The sequence below is a fragment of the Streptomyces flavovariabilis genome (assembly GCF_000725785.1).
GTDB classification, from domain to species: domain Bacteria; phylum Actinomycetota; class Actinomycetes; order Streptomycetales; family Streptomycetaceae; genus Streptomyces; species Streptomyces hawaiiensis.
This window is the reverse complement of sequence record NZ_JNXD01000002.1, coordinates 1-18,637: the sequence shown is the minus strand read 5'-3', so window position 1 is coordinate 18,637 and position 18,637 is coordinate 1. Positions and strand designations below refer to the sequence as shown.

Here is an 18,637-nt window from a genome sequence, read left to right as displayed (position 1 = left end):
TAATGAGCGCCCTCGAGGCCGTACGTGGTTGGATGCGAAGGAGAAGGTGTCCGGGGGCTCGAAACACAGCTACGGCCAGCCCACCGCACGGAACTGGCAGGCGGGAATCGTGAGGATCTTCGGCAAGGGACGGCACCGGCCCTCCGCCTCCTGGCGGCAGGCCACAGACCGGGCGTTCACCCTCATCGGCGACGGCCGGTACGAGGACGCGGGCGCCCTGTTGACACGTGCCGCCGATCTGGAGCCCTGGCTTTCCGAGTCCTGGTTCAACCTCGCGCTGCTGCACAAGTTCCGGCACGACTGGGAGCAGGCGCGGGCGGCCGGACTCAGGGCCGTGGCGCTGCTCGACCGGGACAGCGGCGCGCCCGACTGGTGGAACGTCGGCATCGCCGCGACCGCGCTCCAGGACTGGCCGCTGGCCCGGCGCGCCTGGCAGGCCTACGGGCTGCGGGTGCCGGGGGCGGCCAACGACTCCGGCGAGCCCCTCGGCATGGACCTCGGCAGCGCGGCCGTACGGCTGTCCCCGGAAGGGGAGGCCGAGGTCGTGTGGGGACGGCGGCTGGATCCCGCGCGGATCGAGGTGCTGTCCATCCCGCTGCCGTCGTCGGGCCGGCGCTGGGGCGAGGTCGTGCTGCACGACGGGGTGCCGCACGGGGAGCGGACGACGGCCGCCGGGCACACGTACCCGGTGTTCGACGAGATCGAGCTGTGGGCGCCGTCTCCCGTGCCGACCTGGGTGGTGCTGCTGGAGGCGGCGACGGAGGCGGACCGGGACGCGCTGGAGCAGCTCGCGGCGGACGCCGGGTTCGCCGCGGAGGACTGGTCCTCCTCCGTGCGGCTGCTGTGCCGGATGTGCTCGGAGTCCCGGATGCCGTCGGACGAGGGTGACGGGGAGCATCTCGATCCGCACGATCACAGTGAGCCGGGGCATCCCGGGCCGCTGGGGCATCGGACGGACGGGCAGCTGTGGGTGCCGGAGCGGGAGTGCGGGTTGGCTGCGCCGGCTTCGCTGGTCCGGGGGTTGCTGGACGGGTGGGTGGCCGACAGTCCGGATTCCCGGGACTGGCGGGACCTGGAAGAGGTCTGTTAGGTCGTCCCGACGGGTGCGGCGCCGTGAGGGCTGATCGCGCAGTTCCCCGCGCCCAAGAAAAATCGGGCGTCCGGCACCGGCGTAATCTGTATCGCATCTCAGGCCGGTCAGTTTCAGGAAGGCGTACGTAACGTCATGGCTCAGCAGGACACCGATCAGCAGCACGTGGGCGTGCTCCCCGTCGATGACGAGGGGTACGTGATCGACACGGAGGACTGCGAGGAGCGCGAGGCGGCCTGGCGGGAGCGGGGGACCTCGCGGCCGATCACGGTGGTCGGGAACCCGGTGCTGCACAAGGAGTGCAAGGACGTCACCGACTTCGGTGACGAGTTCCAGCAGCTCGTCGCGGACATGTTCGCCAGCCAGCGCGCCGCCGAGGGCGTGGGCCTGGCCGCCAACCAGATCGGCGTCGACGCGAAGGTCTTCGTCTACGACTGCCCGGACGACGAGGGCGCCCGGCACACCGGTGTCGTCTGCAATCCCAAGCTCGTCGAACTGCCCGCCGACAAGCGCCGCCTGGACGACAGCAACGAGGGCTGCCTGTCGGTGCCCACCGCGTACGCGCCGCTCGCCCGGCCGGACTACGCCGAGGTGACCGGGCAGGACGAGAAGGGCAATCCGATCCGGGTGCGCGGCACCGGGTACTTTGCACGGTGTTTGCAGCACGAGACGGACCACCTGTACGGCTACCTGTACATCGACCGGCTCTCCAAGCGGGAACGCAAGGACGCGCTGCGGCAGATGGCCGAGAACGAGCCCCGCTACCCCGTGGTGGCCAACGACTGAGACCTCGGCTTCACCAGGCGCACGGCGTCTGTTCGGGTTCACCACCCTGAACAGGCGCCGTTCCTCTGTGCCGTTCGCCTGTCCGTCGCACGTTCGATCGCTTCTGCTCTCCTGGTGATCCGCCGGTAGTCACACAACGGGAGGTTCCCGGCACTGTGGGGTAGTGAATGAAGCAAATACGTTCCCAGAACGGTCAGTTGTAGTGCTGAATGGGATGAGCGGGGTATGCAACGGCGCACGCCCGGCACGAAGGGAGGGGCGCCCGCGCCAACTGGCGGCTGAGAGGGGTTAGTTCGTGCATGCTTTGTCACACGGCACCACATGGACACCGGCCACGATCGCAGTTCCACCGTCGCTCTCTCTCCCGGTGATCGAGGGGGCGTTTCCCCGGCAACTCCACCCGTATTGGCCGAAGTGCCAGGAGAAGACCCGGGTCTGGCTGCTCGAAAAGCGGCTCATGCCTGCGGACAAGGTGGAGGAATATGCCGACGGCCTTTGCTACACCGACCTCATGGCCGGGTACTACCTCGGCGCCTCCGACGAGGTCATGCAGGCGATCGCCGACTACAGCGCGTGGTTCTTCGTCTGGGACGACCGGCACGACCGCGACATCGTGCACGGGCGTCCCGCCGCCTGGCGGCTGCTGAGGGACCGGCTGCACCGGGCCCTCGACTCCCCCGGGGAGCACCTGCACCACGAGGACCCACTGGTCGCGGGGTTCGCGGACAGTGTGCGGCGGCTGTACGCGTTCCTGCCCCAGACGTGGAACCTCCGGTTCGCCCGGCACTTCCACGAGGTGATCGACGCGTACGACCAGGAGTTCCACAACCGCACCGAGGGAATCGTCCCGACGGTCGAGGAATACCTTCGCCTGCGCCGGCTCACCTTCGCGCACTGGATCTGGACGGACCTGCTGGAACCGGCCGCCGGCTGTGAACTGCCCGACGCCGTGCGGAAGCACCCGGCATATCGGCGGGCGGCGTTACTGAGCCAGGAATTCGCCGCCTGGTACAACGATCTGTGCTCGCTTCCGAAGGAGATAGCGGGCGACGAGGTGCACAATCTCGGAATCAGTCTCATCACCCATGAGGGACTGACTTTGGAACACGCGGTCGCGGCTGTCAGGCGCCGCGTCGAGAAATGCATCATCGATTTTATCGACGCCGAACAGGCAGCCCTGCGATTCGCCGACGACCTCGCCGACGGCTCCGTGCGGGAAAAGGAACTGAGCGCCGCCGTACGGGCCTGTCTGAGCAATATGCGGAACTGGTTCAGTTCCGTCTACTGGTTCCACCACGAGTCCGGCCGGTACATGGTCGACAGCTGGGACGACCGGTCCACGCCCCCGTACGTCAACAACGAAGCGGCAGGTGAGAAATGACCGTCGAGTCTGTGAAGCCCGAAACCCCGTCGGCCGTGGAGCTGCGGGAGCCGCCCCGGGCGGGCGGTGGTGTGCCCGTCCTCGGGCACGGCTGGAAGCTCGCGCGCGACCCGCTGGCGTTCATGTCCCGGCTGCGCGACCACGGCGACGTCGTCCGGCTGAAGCTCGGGCCGAAGACGGTGTACGCGGTCACCACCCCGGTCCTGACCGGCGCCCTGGCGCTGAGCAACGACTTCATCATCGCCGGGCCCCTGTGGGAGTCCCTGGAAGGCCTGCTCGGCAAGGAGGGCGTGGCCACGGCGAACGGCCCGCGCCACCGGCGCCAGCGGCGCACCATTCAGCCCGCCTTCCGGCTCGACGCCATCCCCGCCTACGGCCCGATCATGGAGGAGGAGGCCCACGCGCTCGCCGACCGCTGGAAACCCGGCGAGCCGATCGACTGCACCTCCGAGTCCTTCCGGGTGGCCGTGCGCATCGCGGCCCGCTGCCTGCTGCGCGGCGACTACATGGACGAGCGGGCGGAGCGGCTGTGCGTTGCCCTCGCCACCGTCTTCCGGGGGATGTACCGGCGGATGGTCGTCCCGCTCGGACCGCTCTACAACCTGCCGCTCCCGGCCAACCGCGAATTCAACCGGGCATTGGCCGATTTGCATCTCCTCGTCGACGAGATCGTCGCCGAGCGCCGGGCATCCGGTCAAAAGCCGGACGATTTGCTGACGGCATTGCTGGAGGCGAAGGACGAGAATGGCGACCCGATCGGGGAACAGGAGATCCATGATCAGGTCGTCGCGATCCTCACCCCCGGCAGCGAAACCATTGCCTCCACGATCATGTGGCTGTTGCATATGCTCGCGGAGCATCCCGAACACGCCGACCGGGTGCGCGACGAAGTGCAGGCCGTCACTGGTGGAAGGCCAGTGGCATTCGCAGACGTCCGAGGACTCAGGCACACCAACAATGTCGTCGTCGAGTCCATGCGTTTGAGCCCGGCCGTCTGGATTCTGACGCGCCGGGCGGTACGGGACACGGAACTCGGTGGATACCGCATTCCATCAGGGGCGGACATCATCTACAGCCCGTACGCGATCCAGCGCGATCCGAAGTCGTACCGGCGGAATCTGGAGTTCGACCCCGACCGCTGGCTTCCGGACCGGGTCAAGGACATCCCGAAGCACGCCATGAGCCCCTTCAGCGTGGGCAACCGCAAGTGTCCGAGCGACCACTTCTCGATGGCCCAGCTGACGCTGATCACGGCGGCGCTGGCCACCAGGTACCGCTTCGAGCAGGTGGCGGGGTCGAGGGACGACACACGGGTGGGGATCACGCTCCGGCCGCACGACCTGCGGGTGCGGCCGGTGGCGAGGTGAGAGCGCTCGGCCTCAGGCCGCCTCGGGGCCCCTGAACGTCCGCCGGTAGGCGTTCGGGGTGGTCCCGACCGCCCGGACGAAGTGGTGGCGCAGCGTTGCCGCGTTGCCGAAGCCCGCTCGGCCGGCGATCGCGTCCATGGTCTCGTCCGTCGCCTCCAGCAGCCGCTGGGCCAGCAGCACGCGCTGACGCAGGATCCAGCGGTAGGGAGTGGTCCCGGTCTCCTGCTGGAAGCGGCGGGCGAAGGTGCGCGGCGACATGTGGGCGTGGGCGGCGAGCTGCTCGACGGTGACCTCCTCGTCGAGATGGCGCTCCATCCACGCCAGCACCTCGCCGATCGTGTCGCCCTCGGGCTGGGGGAGCGGGCGCTCGATGTACTGGGCCTGGCCGCCGTCGCGGTGCGGTGGCACCACCATCCGCCGCGCGATCTTGTTGGCGACCTCCGTGCCCTGTTCCTTGCGCACCAGGTGGAGACAGGCGTCGATACCGGCGGCCGTGCCGGCGGAGGTGATCACCGGGTCCTCGTCGACGTAGAGCACGTCCGGCTCGACGACCACGCGCGGGTACTGCCGGGCGAGGTCCTTCGCGTGCTTCCAGTGCGTGGCGCAGCGGCGGCCGTCCAGCAGCCCGGCCGCGGCCAGCACGAAGACACCGGAGCAGACGCTCAGCACCCGTGCACCGCGGTCGACCGCGCTGCGAAGGGCGTCCAGCAGCTCCGGCGGGAAGTCCCGGTACGCGTAGCTGTGCCCGGCCGGCACGGCGATCAGGTCGGCCGTCTCCAGCCGCTCCAGACCGTGCTCGGCCTGGAGCGAGAAGCCCGAGTTCATACGCAGCACCGGGCCCTCGGCCGACGCGACGGCGAAGTCGTAGACCGGCAGTCCTTCCTCGCTCCGGTCGGTGCCGAAGACCTCGCACACCACACCCAGTTCGAAGGGGTTCACGCCGTCGAGGAGAGCGACGGCCACGTTCTGCAGCATGTCTCCAGTGTGCCTCGTCGTTGGCAGTAATTCGAGGGTCTACGGCAGTACTGCCACTGACGGTAAGGAGCGATCGGCGCGACAGTGGTGTCCATGAACACGAACCAGATGGAAGCACTGATCGGAATGACCGCCACCCTCGGGATCCTGGTCCTCCTGATCCTCCCGTCCGTGATCGGCCTGGTGCGCGAGAGGCGCATCGACCGTCAGATCAGGGAGGCCCAGGAGGCCCGCGAAGAGGTGCCGGCTCAGAAGTCCTCGTCGAGGTCGACGGTGCCCTCCACCGCCACCTGGTACGCCGAGGGCCGCCGCTCGAAGAAGTTGGTCAACTCCTGAACCCCCTGGAGCTCCATGAAGGAGAAGGGGTTCTCGGAGCCGTACACCGGAGCGAAGCCCAGGCGGGTGAGCCGCTGGTCGGCGACGCACTCCAGGTACTGCCGCATCGACTCGGTGTTCATGCCCGGGAGGCCGTCCCCGCACAGGTCGCGCGCGAACTGCAGCTCGGCCTCGACGGCCTCCCGGAGCATGTCCGTCACCTCCTGCCGGAGCCGGTCGTCGAAGAGTTCCGGCTCCTCCTTGCGGACGGTGTCGACCACGTCGAAGGCGAAGGACATGTGCATCGTCTCGTCGCGGAACACCCAGTTGGTGCCGGTGGCCAGGCCGTGCAGCAGGCCCCGGCTGCGGAACCAGTAGACGTACGCGAAGGCGCCGTAGAAGAACAGGCCCTCGATGCACGCGGCGAAGCAGATCAGGTTGAGCAGGAAGCGGCGGCGGTCGGCCTGGGTCTCCAGCCGGTCGAGCTTGTCCACCGAGTCCATCCACCTGAAGCAGAACTCGGCCTTCTCGCGGATGGAGGGAATGTTCTCCACGGCCGCGAAGGCGGCGTTGCGGTCCTCCGGGTCGGGCAGATAGGTGTCCAGCAGCGTCAGATAGAACTGGACGTGCACGGCCTCCTCGAAGAGCTGGCGGCTCAGATACAGCCGCGCCTCCGGGGAGTTGATGTGCTTGTACAGCGTCAGCACCAGGTTGTTCGCGACGATCGAGTCGCCCGTCGCGAAGAACGCGACCAGCCGGCCGATCAGGTGCTGCTCCGCCGGTGACAGCTTGGCGAGGTCGGTGACGTCCGAGTGGAGGTCGACCTCCTCCACGGTCCAGGTGTTCTTGATGGCGTCCCGGTAGCGCTCGTAGAAGTCCGGGTAGCGCATGGGGCGCAGGGTGAGCTCGAAGCCGGGGTCGAGGAGATTCTGGGTGCTCATTACTGGCAGGCCTCGCAGGACTCGGGGTTTTCCAGGGAGCAGGCGACCGCTTCGGGATCGGGGGCGGCCTGCGCGGGGACGGTGGCCTGGGCGGCGCGGGCGATGCGGGTCGCCGGGCGCGAACGCAGGTAGTACGTCGTCTTCAGCCCGGACTTCCAGGCGTAGGCGTACATCGAGGAGAGCTTGCCGATGGTCGGCGTCTCCAGGAAGAGGTTCAGGGACTGGGACTGGTCCAGGAACGGGGTCCTGGCCGCCGCCATGTCGATCAGGCCGCGCTGCGGGATCTCCCACGCCGTGCGGTAGAGGGCGCGGACGTCCTCGGGGATCCAGGCGAAGTCCTGCACCGAGCCGTTGGCCTCGCGCAGGGCCTCCCGGCTGCGCGCGTCCCACACGCCGAGCCGCTTCAGCTCGTCCACCAGGTAGGAGTTGACCTGGAGGAACTCGCCGGACAGCGTCTCGCGCTTGAACAGGTTGGACACCTGCGGCTCGATGCACTCGTAGACGCCCGCGATGGAGGCGATGGTGGCCGTGGGGGCGATGGCCAGGAGCAGCGAGTTGCGCATGCCGGTCGTGGCGACGCGCTCCCGCAGGGCCGCCCAGCGCTCCGGCCAGGTCAGGCGGACGCCCGTGTAGTGGTCGGGGTGCAGCACGCCCCGGGCCGTACGGGTCTTCTCCCAGGCGGGCAGCGGGCCGTTGCGCTCGGCGAGGTCGGCGGAGGCCTCGTACGCGGCGAGCATGATGCGCTCGGCGATGCAGGTGGAGAGCGCCTTGGCCTCAGGCGAGTCGAAGGGCAGGCGCAGCTTGAAGAAGACGTCCTGGAGGCCCATCACGCCGAGGCCGACCGGGCGCCAGCGGGCGTTGGAGCGGCCCGCCTGCTCGGTCGGGTAGAAGTTGATGTCGACGACCCGGTCGAGGAAGGTCACGGCCGTGCGGACGGTCTCGTCCAGCCGCTCCCAGTCGAGGCCCTCAGTCGATGTATCGACAAAGGAGCCCAGGTTGACCGAGCCCAGATTGCAGACCGCCGTCTCCCCATCGCCGGTGACCTCCAGGATCTCCGTGCAGAGGTTGGAGGAGTGGACGACGTGGCCCGGCTCGGCCGTCTGGTTGGCGGTGCGGTTGGCGGCGTCCTTGAAGGTCATCCAGCCGTTGCCGGTCTGCGCGAGGGTGCGCATCATGCGGCCGTAGAGCTCACGGGCGGGCAGCGTCTTCTTGGCGAGGCCCTTCGCCTCGGCCGCCCGGTACGCGGCGTCGAACTCCTCGCCCCACAGGTCGACCAGTTCCGGCACGTCCGAGGGGGAGAAAAGCGACCAGTGCGCGTCGGCGTTCACGCGGCGCATGAACTCGTCGGGCACCCAGTGTGCGAGGTTCAGGTTGTGCGTGCGGCGGGCGTCCTCACCGGTGTTGTCGCGCAGCTCCAGGAACTCCTCGAGGTCGGAGTGCCAGGTCTCCAGGTAGACCGCGGCGGCGCCCTTGCGGCGGCCGCCCTGGTTCACCGCGGCGACAGAGGCGTCAAGGGTCTTCAGGAACGGGACGATGCCGTTGGAGTGCCCGTTGGTGCCGCGGATCAGTGAACCGCGGGCGCGGACGCGGGAGTACGCGATCCCGATGCCGCCCGCGTGCTTCGACAGCCGGGCCACCTGGTGGTAGCGGTCGTAGATGGAGTCCAGCTCGTCCTTGGGGGAGTCGAGGAGGTAGCAGGACGACATCTGCGGGTGCCGTGTGCCCGAGTTGAAGAGGGTGGGGGAGGAGGGGAGGTAGTCGAGGCGGCTCATGAGGCCGTAGAGAGCCGCGACTTCGTCCAGCGCGCGTGCGGTGTCGTCCTCGGCGAGGCCGCTCGCCACCCGCAGCAGGAAGTGCTGGGGCGTTTCGACGACCTTGCGGGTGAGGGGGTGGCGCAGCAGGTAGCGGCTGTGCAGCGTGCGCAGGCCGAAGTAGCCGAAGCGGTCGTCGGCGCCGGTGTCGATCAGGGCGTCGAGCCGGGCCGCGTGCAGCCGGACGAACTCGGCGGTGCGGTCGGCGATGAGGCCCTCGCGGTGGCCGACCGCGACGGACTCGGTGAAGGACGTGACGCCCTGCGAGGCGGCCTCCTCGCGGATGCCGATGGTCAGCATCCGCGCGGCCAGCCGGGAGTAGGCGGGGTCCTCGGAGATCAGACCGGCCGCGGCCTCCGTCGCCAGATCACGCAACTCCGCCTCGTCGGCTCGCGCGGACCTGCCGCGCAGCGCGGCGGCGGCGACCCGGCCGGGGTCGGCGTCGGGGAGGTCGGCGGTCAGCTCGGTCAGGGTCCGCAACAGCGCGGTACCGGGAGCGTCGGGTTCTTCGGTGGCTGAGACCGGTTCGGCTGGCGCGATGGTCACGTGGGGCTCTCCCTCGCTCGGCACGGGGGCCTCGTCGAGGGCAGGGGGCAGCACACGAGCGCACGCGGCGTCGCGTCCACCGGCCCATTCCACGAGGCCCGGACGTCAGGGCGCACCGGCCGGGTGGCCGGGCGCGCTGTCGGCAGGTCCTCGGACTGACTCCTGCGCATGGCGGTTCAGGGAACAGACATGCACAAGTACACCGTTGCGGGACAGTTCCGGATTCGCACCGGATTCCCCTGCGGCGACAGCGAGCATGAGCATACATCTTGTGCCGGGCTCGGTTGGCACCCCCAGATGTTGTGTCGCGGTGGCGTCAGAGCGTCAGCTTTACGTGACAGCGGGCCGCCGTGAATCCCTCTCACGGCGGCCCGCTGCGGGCTGTGTGCGGTTGTTCGCGCAGTTTCCCGCGCCTCTAGTGGGCGCTACCGGCGGTGGCCGGCGGAAGCTCCACCTGGACCCCGGGGTCCCCCGCGTCCGCCGTGTAGTCCTCCGGCTTGGTCTCGTCGATGCCGTCGGGGGCCTTCAGTGCCCTCAGGACGAAGGTCAGGACCACCGTCACCACCACGTTCAGGACGAACGCCGTGAGGCCGATGTAGCCGATCTCGCCGATGCCCGGGATCTCCTTCGAGGAGCCGCCGAAATGCTTCTGCGTGGGCGAGGCGACGCCGTACGCGGCGGCCGTGCCGTAGATCATGCCGACCGCCCAGCCCGCGAGCAGGGCCCAGCGGTGGAACCAGCGGGTGAACAGGCCGCCGACCAGGGCCGGGAAGGTCTGCAGAATCCAGATGCCGCCCAGCAGCTGGAAGTTGATGGCGACCGTCTTGTCCATGGTGAGGACGAAGGCCAGGGCGCCGACCTTCACCAGCAGGGAGACCAGCTTGGAGACCTTGGTCTCCTGCGCCGGTGTGGCGTCCGGCTTGATGAAGTCCTTGTAGATGTTGCGGGTGAAGAGGTTCGCGGCCGCGATGGACATGATGGCCGCCGGCACCAGCGCGCCGATGCCGATCGCCGCGAAGGCCACGCCCGCGAACCAGTCCGGGAACATCGTCTCGAACAGCTGCGGAATCGCCAGCTGCCCGTTCTGCACCTTGATCCCGGCCGCGATCGCCATGAACCCGAGCAGCGCCAGCAGACCCAGCATCAGCGAGTACAGCGGCAGGATCGTGGTGTTGCGGCGGATCACCTCACGGCTCTTCGAGGACAGCGTCGCCGTGATCGAGTGCGGATACATGAAGAGGGCCAGGGCGGAGCCCAGCGCCAGCGTGGCGTACGTCCACTGTCCCGCCTCGGCCGGTACCAGCGCACCGCGCGGCGCACCCGTCGCCGGGTTGGTCTGGCTGTACGCCTCGCTCGCCTTGGCGAAGATGTCGTCGAAGCCGCCCAGCTTGATCGGGATGTAGATGATCGCCACCGCGATGACGATGTAGATCAGCGTGTCCTTCACGAAAGCGATCAGCGCGGGGGCCCGCAGACCCGACGAGTACGTGTACGCCGCCAGCACGCCGAACGCGATCAGCAGCGGCAGGTCCTTGATGAACCAGTTGGTGTCCTGGCCGCCGCCGACGCCCATCACGTCCAGCACGGCCTGGATGCCGACCAGCTGGAGCGCGATGTACGGCATCGTCGCCAGGATGCCGGTCACGGCCACCGCCAGCGACAGGCCCTTCGAGCCGAAACGGCCGCGCACGAAGTCGGACGTCGTGACGTACCCGTGCTTGTGGGAGACCGACCACAGGCGGGGGAGGAAGGTGAAGATCAGCGGGTACACCAGGATCGTGTACGGCACCGCGAAGAAGCCGGCCGCGCCCGCCGCGTAGATGGCCGCCGGCACGGCCACGAAGGTGTACGCCGTATACAGGTCGCCGCCGAGCAGGAACCAGGTGACCCAGGTGCCGAACGAGCGGCCGCCCAGGCCCCATTCGTCCAGGCTGTGCTCGTTCTCGGCCTTGCGCCAGCGCGCGGCCAGGAAGCCCATGACCGTCACGGCCAGGAAGAAGAAGATGAAGACGCCCAGTGCGACGCCGTTCACGCCGTCCTTCACTGCGACGCACCGCCCTTCGCGGCCGAGCGGGCGCGCTGGTCACGCTGCCACAGCTTGTAGGCGGTCATCGTCAGCAGGGTGGAGATGAGCACCCACGCCATCTGGTACCAGTAGAAGAACGGGATCCCGATGAAGGCCGGGTCGGTCTTGGCGTACGAGCCGACCCACAGCATGGCCACGAACGGCGCTATGAGGCAGACGGCGATGACGACGCGCATGGGCGTCACCACCGGCCCTCTGCTGACTTCCGGGGGTTGCGACATCAGGCGGCTCCGTCCCCTTGGTGATCACCTGTAATGCGCAGGCAATCTAGGTCAGGGTGTGGCGACAGCGGAACCCCTCGTCCGCAATGCGGTACCCAAATGAAATGGGCCCTCATCAGCGGTTCGGCTACTCCTGCGGCCGCTTCAACCGGGCCACGAACTTGTACCGGTCCCCCCGGTAGACCGACCGCACCCACTCCACCGGCCGGCCGTCCCGGTCCAGGGAGTGCCGGGAGAGCATCAGCATCGGCAGGCCGACGTCCGTGCCGAGCAGGCCGGCCTCGCGCGGGGTGGCCAGGGACGTCTCGATGGTCTCCTCGGCCTCCGCGAGATGGACGTCGTAGACCTCGGCCAACGCCGTGTAGAGGGACGTGTACTTCACCAGCGAGCGCCGCAGCGCCGGGAAGCGCTTCGCGCTCAGATGCGTGGTCTCTATGGCCATCGGCTCGCCGTTTGCCATGCGCAGCCGCTCGATGCGCAGCACGCGCCCGCCGGGCGTGATGTCGAGCAGCCCGGCCAGGCGGTCGTCTGCGGTGATGTAGCCGATGTCCAGCAGCTGCGAGGTGGGTTCGAGGCCCTGGGCGCGCATGTCCTCGGTGTACGAGGTCAGTTGCAGTGCCTGCGAGACCTTCGGCTTGGCGACGAAGGTGCCCTTGCCCTGGATGCGTTCCAGCCGGCCTTCGACGACCAGCTCCTGCAGCGCCTGGCGCACGGTGGTGCGCGAGGTGTCGAACTCCGCCGCCAGGGTGCGCTCGGGCGGGACCGGAGTGCCGGGCGCCTGCGTCTCCGTCATGTCGAGCAGGTGCTTCTTCAGACGGTAGTACTTGGGCACGCGTGCGGTACGGACGGGCACCCCGTTCTCGTTCTCCGCACTGCTGACGTCGGTGCTCATGCTCCGCCTTCCCGGCTGGGTCTGCCGACACGATCCCACTTGTATACCGTCGGCGCCTCTTTTGGTCTAGTCCACCATTCCCTGTGGTCTACCCGCAGTATGCCGTGTCCGCCGGGGTTTTCGCTGGGTTCTTACTTAAAGGTTCCTGCATATGTAGGTCGCATAACGGCTGGTCAGCGCCTTCTCGTCGCCCTTGACAGGTCTCCTGGCCTGGTCCAAGCTCCCCGTACTGGTCTACACCATTGGTCCAGGCCCGGCCCCACGTTCACTGCGGGAGCCAGGGGGGTTGTGGGATCCCTGAGGAGGGTGGCGTGAAGCGCAAGCTGACAGCCGCGATCGGTATCGCGGGCATGATGGTCTCCATCGCGGCGTGCGGGGGCGAGGGTGACGGGGGATCCGACAAGGGCGCGGACGCCAAGGAGCTGACCGTCTGGCTCACCGTCGACGCCCAGAACAACTGGCCGGAGCTGGTGAAGGCCGCCGACGCCGCCGTGAAGAAGAAGCACCCCGGCGTCAAGATCGACCACGAGTACTACGGCTGGCCCGACAAGAACGCCAAGCTCGACGCCGTCCTCGCCACGGACAAGGTCCCCGACGTGGTCGAGATGGGCAACACCGAGATGCTCGGCTACATGGTCAAGGGCGCCTTCGCCCCCCTCGACCAGGCCGATTTCGACAACTCGGACGCCTGGCTGGACGGCCTCAAGGCCTCGGTCACCTACGAGGGCAAGACCTACGGCGTCCCGTACTACGCCGGCGGCCGCGTCGCCAACTGGCGCAAGGACCTCGCTGCGTCGGTCGGGGTGAAGTCGGCACCCAAGACATACAAGGAGCTGACCGGCGCCTTGGACAAGATCCAGAAGAAGCAGGGCGACAAGTTCAGCGCCTGGTACCAGCCCACCCGCGACTGGTACGCGGCCATGTCCTTCGTCTACGACGCCGGCGGCGCCATCGCCACCGAGTCGGGCGGCCAGTGGAAGGCCTCCCTCTCCTCGCCCGAGTCCCTCAAGGGCCTCACCGAGTTCAAGAACGTCGTCGACTCGTACATGCACGGCGACAAGACCAAGGACGAGTCCGACCGCTACATCGTCTACGGCCAGGGCAAGTCCGCCATGATCTTCGCCGCCGCCTGGGAGGGCGCGACCGCCGAGGACCCGAAGAACGACAAGACCGGCAAGCTCAAGGGCAACCTCGAGAACTTCGTGATGCCCGGCCCGTCCGGCAAGAACATGCCCGTCTTCCTGGGCGGCTCCGACCTCGCCGTGCCGGTGAAGTCCGACGCCCAGGCGCTGGCCGCCGAGTGGATCAACGCGTTCGCCGGCTCCTCCGGGCAGAAGGGCCTGATGGCCAAGGGCAACCTGCCCAACAACAAGACCGACCTCGCGACGCTCAAGAACGACCCGAAGACGGCCGTCCCCGCCACCGCGGCCGAGTCCAACTGGTTCGTCCCGATGGCCCCCGGCTGGGGCCAGGTCGAGAAGGCGCAGATCCTGCAGACCATGCTGCAGAGCATCGGCACCGGCAAGAAGTCCGTCGAGGCCGCCGCCGAGGAGGCGGACGCCGCGATCGACAAGGTCATCAACACCAAGTGACCTTCGGGCGGGGCCCCACCGGGTGGGGCCCCGCCGTCGTCAAGACCTGAGGGACCGCCGAGGAGCGCGCGATGAGTGCCGCAGACACCCACATTCCTGCCAAAGTGCCGCCACCGCGGCAGGCACCCCCGCCACCCCCCGACAACCGGCGGCCCCGCGGGCAGCGCGCGCCGGGCGGGGCCGCGGTCCCCTGGCTGCTGCTCGCGCCCTGCCTGCTGATCCTCGCCCTGGTCATGGGCTATCCACTGGCCCGCCTGGTCACCCTCTCCTTCCAGAAGTTCGGGCAGTCCCAGCTGTGGGGCTTCCAGCCCGCCGAATCGGTCGGCTTCGACAACTTCGCCAAGGTGCTGGGTGACGGCGAGTTCTGGGCCGTCGTCGTGCGCACGATCGTCTTCGCCGGCGGCGCCGTCGTCCTCACCATGGTGATCGGCATGGCGCTGGCCCTGCTGCTCCAGCGGGTCTCCGGCTGGTTGAAGGTGCTCATCAACATCGTCCTGGTGGCCAGCTGGGGCATGCCGGTGATCGTGGCGACCACGGTCTTCAAGTGGCTCTTCGACACGGACTACGGCGTCTTCAACGCGCTGCTCAGCAAGCTGCCCGGCATCGACATGGTCGGCCACAACTGGTTCGCCAGCGGTCCCGAGGGCCTGGCCGTGATCATGCTGCTGGTGGTGTGGGGAGCCGTGCCCTTCGTGGTCATCACGCTCGGCGCGGGTCTCACCCAGGTGCCGAAGGAACTGGAGGAGGCGGCCCGCCTGGACGGCGCCGGCTCCTGGGGTGTCTTCCGCTACGTCACCCTGCCCGTCCTCAAGCCGATCATCGTGATGCTCACGACCCTGTCGGTCATCTGGGACATGGGCGTCTTCCCCCAGGTGTTCGTCATGCGGGGCGGCCACCCCGAGCCGGAGTTCCAGGTCCTCAACACCTACTCCTACGACCGGGCCTTCGTCGTCAACGACTACGCCCAGGGCTCGGCCATCGCACTGATCACCGTCCTGCTGCTGCTCGGCGTGGTCGCCGTCTACATGCGGCAGATGCTGAAGATCGGAGAGGTCGAATGAGTACGCTCGCCGGAGCCGGCCGCCGCAGGAAGAACACGCGGCTCGGCTGGAACCTCCTCGGCATCCTGGTCTTCGTCACCGCGGGCTTCCCGCTCTACTGGATGCTCAACACCGCGTTCAAGCCCGCCAAGGACGCCATCGACGCCGATCCGAGCCTGCTGCCGACCGGCATCACCTTCGACAACTTCGGCCGGGCGCTGGACATCGCCGACTTCTGGGGCCCGGTGGGCCGCAGCATGGTCGTGTCGCTGGCGGTGGTCGTCATCGGCATGGTGGTCGGGCTGCTGGCCGCGCTCGCCATCTCCCGGTTCGCCTTCCGCGGCCGCAAGATCGTGATCGTGGGCATCCTCGCGGTCCAGATGGTCCCGCTGGTCGCCATGATCATCCCGGTGTTCCTGCTGCTCAACGACCTGGGCCAGTACGACCGCCTCACCGGCCTCATCATCACGTACCTGACCTTCATCCTCCCGTTCACGGTCTGGACGCTGAGGGGCTTCATCGTCAACATCCCGAAGGAACTGGAGGAGGCGGCCATGGTCGACGGCTGCTCCCGCACCGGCGCCTTCCTCCGGGTCGTCTTCCCGCTCCTGGCCCCCGGCATGGTCGCCACCTCGGTCTACGGTTTCATCCAGGCCTGGAACGAGTACCTCTACGCCCTGATGCTGCTCAGCCAGAAGAACCAGACCGCGACCGTCTGGCTCGGCAACTTCACCACCAAGCACGGCACCGAATACGCCCCGATGATGGCCGGAGCCACGATGATGGCCGTGCCGATCGTCGCCCTCTTCCTCCTCGTCCAGCGCAAGATGGCCGCGGGCCTGACCGCGGGCGCCGTGAAGGGATGACCTCACCCGATGACGACACTTGCCAGCGGCACCGACACGCTCACCCGCGACGCCCTGACCGTCCTCCAGCCCGGCTTCACCGGCACCACCGCCCCCGACTGGCTGCTGCGCCGGCTCGGTGAGGGCCTCGCCTCCGTCGGACTGTTCGGCCGCAACATCGCCTCACCCGGCCAACTGGCCGCCCTGACCGCACAGCTGCGGGCCGAGCGCGACGACGTCCTCGTCGCCATCGACGAAGAGGGCGGCGACGTGACCCGCCTGGAAGTGCGCAGCGGCTCCTCCTTCCCGGGCAACCACGCCCTCGGCGCGGTCGACGACGTGGAGCTGACCCACCAGGTCGCCCACGAACTGGGCCGCCGCCTCGCCGCCTGCGGCGTCAACCTCAACTGGGCCCCGTCAGCCGACGTCAACTCCGACCCCCGCAACCCGGTCATCGGCGTCCGCTCCTTCGGCGCCGACACCGGCCTGGCCGCCCGGCACACCGCCGCCTACGTGACGGGCCTGCAGTCCGCCGGCGTCGCCGCCTGCACCAAGCACTTCCCGGGCCACGGCGACACGGCCGTCGACTCCCACCACGCCCTGCCGCGCATCGACGCCTCCGCCGAGGTGCTGGCCGACCGCGAACTGACACCCTTCCGCGCCGCCATCGCCGCCGGCACCCGGGCCGTCATGAGCGCCCACATCCTGGTCCCGGCCCTCGACCCCGACCGCCCGGCCACCCTCTCCCACCGCATCCTTACCGGCCTGCTCCGCGGCGAGCTCGGCTACGACGGCCTCATCGTCACCGACGGCATGGAGATGAGGGCCGTCGCCGGCACCTACGGCATCGAACGCGGCAGCGTCCTCGCCATCGCCGCGGGCGCCGACGCGATCTGCGTGGGCGGCGGCCTCGCCGACGACGCGACCGTGCTGCGCCTGCGGGACGCCCTGGTCGCGGCCGTGCGCGCGGGCGAACTCCCGGAGGAACGCCTCGCCGAGGCCGCCGACCGGGTACGGGCACTGGCCCGCTGGGCCGGCACGCACAGCCACCCGGCCGAGGACACCCATGGCACCGAGATCGGCCTGCACGCCGCCCGCCGCGCCCTGACGGTGACCGCCGCGCCCGGCCTCGGCGACCCCGCGACCCTCAAGCCCCTCACCGAACCGCCCTACGTCGCCGCCCTCACCCCCGTCGCCAACATCGCGGTCGGCGACGAGACCCCGTGGGGCATCGCCGCGGAGCTGATCCACCTCCTGCCGGGCACGGTCACGGGCAGTTTCTCCGCCGGGGACGGCCCGGGGGAGCAGGCCGGGGAGAGTGCCGGCCGCGCGGCCCTCCAGGCGGCCGGAGCGCGACGCATCGTCGCCGTCGTCCGAGACGAACACCGCCACCCCTGGATGGCCTCGGCCCTCGACACCCTGCTGGCGGCCCGGCCCGACACCGTCGTCGTCGAGATGGGCGTCCCCCAGGCCGCCCCGCGCGGCGCCCTGCACATCGCCACCCATGGCGCGGCCCGCGTCTGCGGCCGGGCGGCGGCCGAGGTGATCGCCGGGATCACGGGGCTGTGAGAGCACGTCCGTGAACCGGCCGGTCCGGCGTGGCCGTGCAGGCTCGGCCGAGGGCGCCCGCTTCGTGGCGATGCGTTCCGGCCGGGGGCGAGTCTGCTCCGGTGACGTCCGCAGCGGCGTCGCGGGACGCCGCCCGGCACGAGACGCCGCAGTGGACCCGCCCCGGCGCGACCCTCGCGCCGGCCCTCGGCCGCAACGGCCGCCACCACGGACCCGCCTTCGCTCGCGGCGGCGAGGCGACGATCGGGATCGTGGTTGTCATCATGCATCCGAATGTAGTACTTCTTATACATGAGCGAGCAGGTGCACAACAGGTTGGCCGTGGTGCGCGCCGAGCACAAGGTGTCGCGCCAGAGCCTGGCCGAGGCAGTGGGAGCCCACTACCAGACCATCGGCTACATCGAGCGGGGGCAGTACAACCCGAGCCTCGACCTGGCGCTGAAGATCTCGAAGTTCTTCGGCCTGCCGGTCGAGGCCCTGTTCTCCCTCGAACCGTTCCGGCCGCTCACGGACGAGGTCTACGGGAGGAACCAACCATGACGACGACACGCCTGACCCGCTACGACCGGAGCATGCTGCGGCTGATGAACGATCGCCGCTCAGCGTCCTGGTACGCCACCGCAGCGCGCCGCCGCCTGGCCGTCACCGCCCATGCCGCCCTCACTCTGGCCATCGGCGGTCTGATGACCCACTTCTTTCTTGCCAAGGGCGAGCCGCTGTGGCCCGTGGCCGTCATGGCGGTGCTGTTGCTGCCCTGGATGGTCGCGACCGGCGTGATCAACAGCGCTACCCGGGGCCTGCTGGAACTGCGCGAACGCGCGCTGGACGAGCGCCAGTCGGCGGAACGCAGCCGCGTCCTGGCCAGGTCCCACCGCGCGACGACCCTGCTTCTGGGCGCGGTGGCGGTCACCCTGCTGATCACGGGCGGGGTCGCGGGCGACGCGCCGAAGGCCTACGCCGCACCCCTGCTCATCGCCGTCCTCGTCGTCCACTGGGTGATGCCCCTGTGGGTGGCCGGCTGGCACGCCGAGGACGAGCCGGCCGACGACGACGTACTGGAGCCCGGGCTCGCGGACACCCTCTAGGTGTATTGATCACGAGCGTTGTTAACGCGGGGTCGGGCTTGATCATGGCGAAGGCCCCCGTGTGTGGTGGAGGTGTCGAATCTTCACCGCACGGA

17 protein-coding genes and 1 riboswitch are annotated in these 18,637 nt (G+C 69.1%); of the genes, 11 read left to right on the top strand and 6 right to left on the bottom strand.

Annotated elements, in window-relative coordinates:
- Window positions 1-109: 109 nt before the first annotated feature.
- From IO24_RS0105080 to IO24_RS0105065, 4 genes are all read left to right on the top strand, one after another.
- Window positions 110-1,090, top strand: coding sequence for a tetratricopeptide repeat protein (locus IO24_RS0105080; RefSeq protein ID WP_031132292.1), 981 nt, complete (start codon window positions 110-112; stop codon window positions 1,088-1,090).
- A 135-nt stretch (window positions 1,091-1,225) separates the two neighbouring features.
- Window positions 1,226-1,876: a peptide deformylase gene (gene def / locus IO24_RS0105075; protein WP_031132290.1), complete on the top strand. Its 651-nt coding sequence runs from the start codon at window positions 1,226-1,228 to the stop codon at window positions 1,874-1,876.
- A 295-nt stretch (window positions 1,877-2,171) separates the two neighbouring features.
- Window positions 2,172-3,257: an epi-isozizaene synthase gene (cyc1, locus tag IO24_RS0105070; protein ID WP_031132288.1), complete on the top strand. Its 1,086-nt coding sequence runs from the start codon at window positions 2,172-2,174 to the stop codon at window positions 3,255-3,257.
- Window positions 3,254-4,624 (top strand): bifunctional albaflavenone monooxygenase/terpene synthase, encoded by a 1,371-nt coding sequence (locus tag IO24_RS0105065; protein WP_031132287.1) that lies wholly within the window; start codon window positions 3,254-3,256, stop codon window positions 4,622-4,624. The genes cyc1 and IO24_RS0105065 overlap by 4 nt, the downstream gene beginning before the upstream one ends.
- 12 nt (window positions 4,625-4,636) lie before the next feature.
- Here IO24_RS0105065 and IO24_RS0105060 read toward each other — a convergent pair whose 3' ends face one another.
- Entirely contained in the window at window positions 4,637-5,599 is a 963-nt protein-coding gene (locus IO24_RS0105060) for a GlxA family transcriptional regulator (RefSeq protein ID WP_031132286.1), read from the bottom strand.
- Window positions 5,600-5,692: 93 nt separating this feature from the next.
- Here IO24_RS0105060 and IO24_RS42660 point away from each other — a divergent pair, with 93 nt between their 5' ends.
- The gene (locus tag IO24_RS42660) at window positions 5,693-5,935 is read left to right on the top strand and encodes a hypothetical protein (RefSeq protein ID WP_199808903.1); all 243 of its coding nucleotides are present in this window, start codon (window positions 5,693-5,695) and stop codon (window positions 5,933-5,935) included.
- Here IO24_RS42660 and IO24_RS0105055 read toward each other — a convergent pair.
- The 5 genes from IO24_RS0105055 to IO24_RS0105035 all read right to left on the bottom strand — a co-directional run bounded on the left by IO24_RS0105055 (window position 5,848) and on the right by IO24_RS0105035 (window position 12,411).
- On the bottom strand, window positions 5,848-6,855 hold the full coding sequence (locus IO24_RS0105055) for a ribonucleotide-diphosphate reductase subunit beta (protein WP_031132285.1): 1,008 nt from the start codon (window positions 6,853-6,855) through the stop codon (window positions 5,848-5,850). The two genes, IO24_RS42660 and IO24_RS0105055, sit on opposite strands and share 88 nt — an antisense overlap.
- The gene (locus tag IO24_RS0105050; RefSeq protein ID WP_031132284.1) at window positions 6,855-9,212 is read right to left on the bottom strand and encodes a ribonucleoside-diphosphate reductase subunit alpha; all 2,358 of its coding nucleotides are present in this window, start codon (window positions 9,210-9,212) and stop codon (window positions 6,855-6,857) included. Before IO24_RS0105050 ends, IO24_RS0105055 begins: the two co-directional genes overlap by 1 nt.
- A 124-nt stretch (window positions 9,213-9,336) precedes the next feature.
- Window positions 9,337-9,476: riboswitch (cobalamin riboswitch) on the bottom strand.
- Between the two features lie 151 nt (window positions 9,477-9,627).
- Window positions 9,628-11,256, bottom strand: coding sequence for a monocarboxylate uptake permease MctP (gene mctP, locus IO24_RS0105045; RefSeq protein WP_031132283.1), 1,629 nt, complete (start codon window positions 11,254-11,256; stop codon window positions 9,628-9,630).
- Window positions 11,253-11,519: a DUF3311 domain-containing protein gene (locus IO24_RS0105040; RefSeq protein WP_107062897.1), complete on the bottom strand. Its 267-nt coding sequence runs from the start codon at window positions 11,517-11,519 to the stop codon at window positions 11,253-11,255. The genes mctP and IO24_RS0105040 overlap by 4 nt, the downstream gene beginning before the upstream one ends.
- 127 nt (window positions 11,520-11,646) lie before the next feature.
- On the bottom strand, window positions 11,647-12,411 hold the full coding sequence (locus IO24_RS0105035) for a GntR family transcriptional regulator (RefSeq protein WP_031132280.1): 765 nt from the start codon (window positions 12,409-12,411) through the stop codon (window positions 11,647-11,649).
- Window positions 12,412-12,722: 311 nt separating this feature from the next.
- On the opposite strand from IO24_RS0105035, the gene IO24_RS0105030 reads away from it, so the two are divergent.
- The 6 genes from IO24_RS0105030 (at window position 12,723) to IO24_RS0105005 (ending at window position 18,542) form a co-directional block, all read left to right on the top strand.
- Window positions 12,723-14,003 carry an extracellular solute-binding protein gene (locus IO24_RS0105030; RefSeq protein ID WP_031132277.1) on the top strand — a complete coding sequence of 427 codons (1,281 nt, stop codon included), beginning with the start codon at window positions 12,723-12,725 and terminating at the stop codon, window positions 14,001-14,003.
- 71 nt (window positions 14,004-14,074) lie between these two features.
- Window positions 14,075-15,064, top strand: coding sequence for a carbohydrate ABC transporter permease (locus IO24_RS0105025; RefSeq protein WP_031132275.1), 990 nt, complete (start codon window positions 14,075-14,077; stop codon window positions 15,062-15,064).
- Window positions 15,061-15,909, top strand: a complete 849-nt coding sequence (locus tag IO24_RS0105020) for a carbohydrate ABC transporter permease (protein WP_031132274.1) — start codon at window positions 15,061-15,063, stop codon at window positions 15,907-15,909. Before IO24_RS0105025 ends, IO24_RS0105020 begins: the two co-directional genes overlap by 4 nt.
- Before the next feature lie 9 nt (window positions 15,910-15,918).
- Window positions 15,919-17,457, top strand: coding sequence for a glycoside hydrolase family 3 protein (locus tag IO24_RS0105015; protein WP_031132272.1), 1,539 nt, complete (start codon window positions 15,919-15,921; stop codon window positions 17,455-17,457).
- A gap of 291 nt (window positions 17,458-17,748) precedes the next feature.
- Window positions 17,749-17,997: a helix-turn-helix transcriptional regulator gene (locus IO24_RS0105010; protein ID WP_030851643.1), complete on the top strand. Its 249-nt coding sequence runs from the start codon at window positions 17,749-17,751 to the stop codon at window positions 17,995-17,997.
- The gene (locus IO24_RS0105005) at window positions 17,994-18,542 is read left to right on the top strand and encodes a hypothetical protein (protein ID WP_031132268.1); all 549 of its coding nucleotides are present in this window, start codon (window positions 17,994-17,996) and stop codon (window positions 18,540-18,542) included. The genes IO24_RS0105010 and IO24_RS0105005 overlap by 4 nt, the downstream gene beginning before the upstream one ends.
- Window positions 18,543-18,637: the final 95 nt, after the last annotated feature.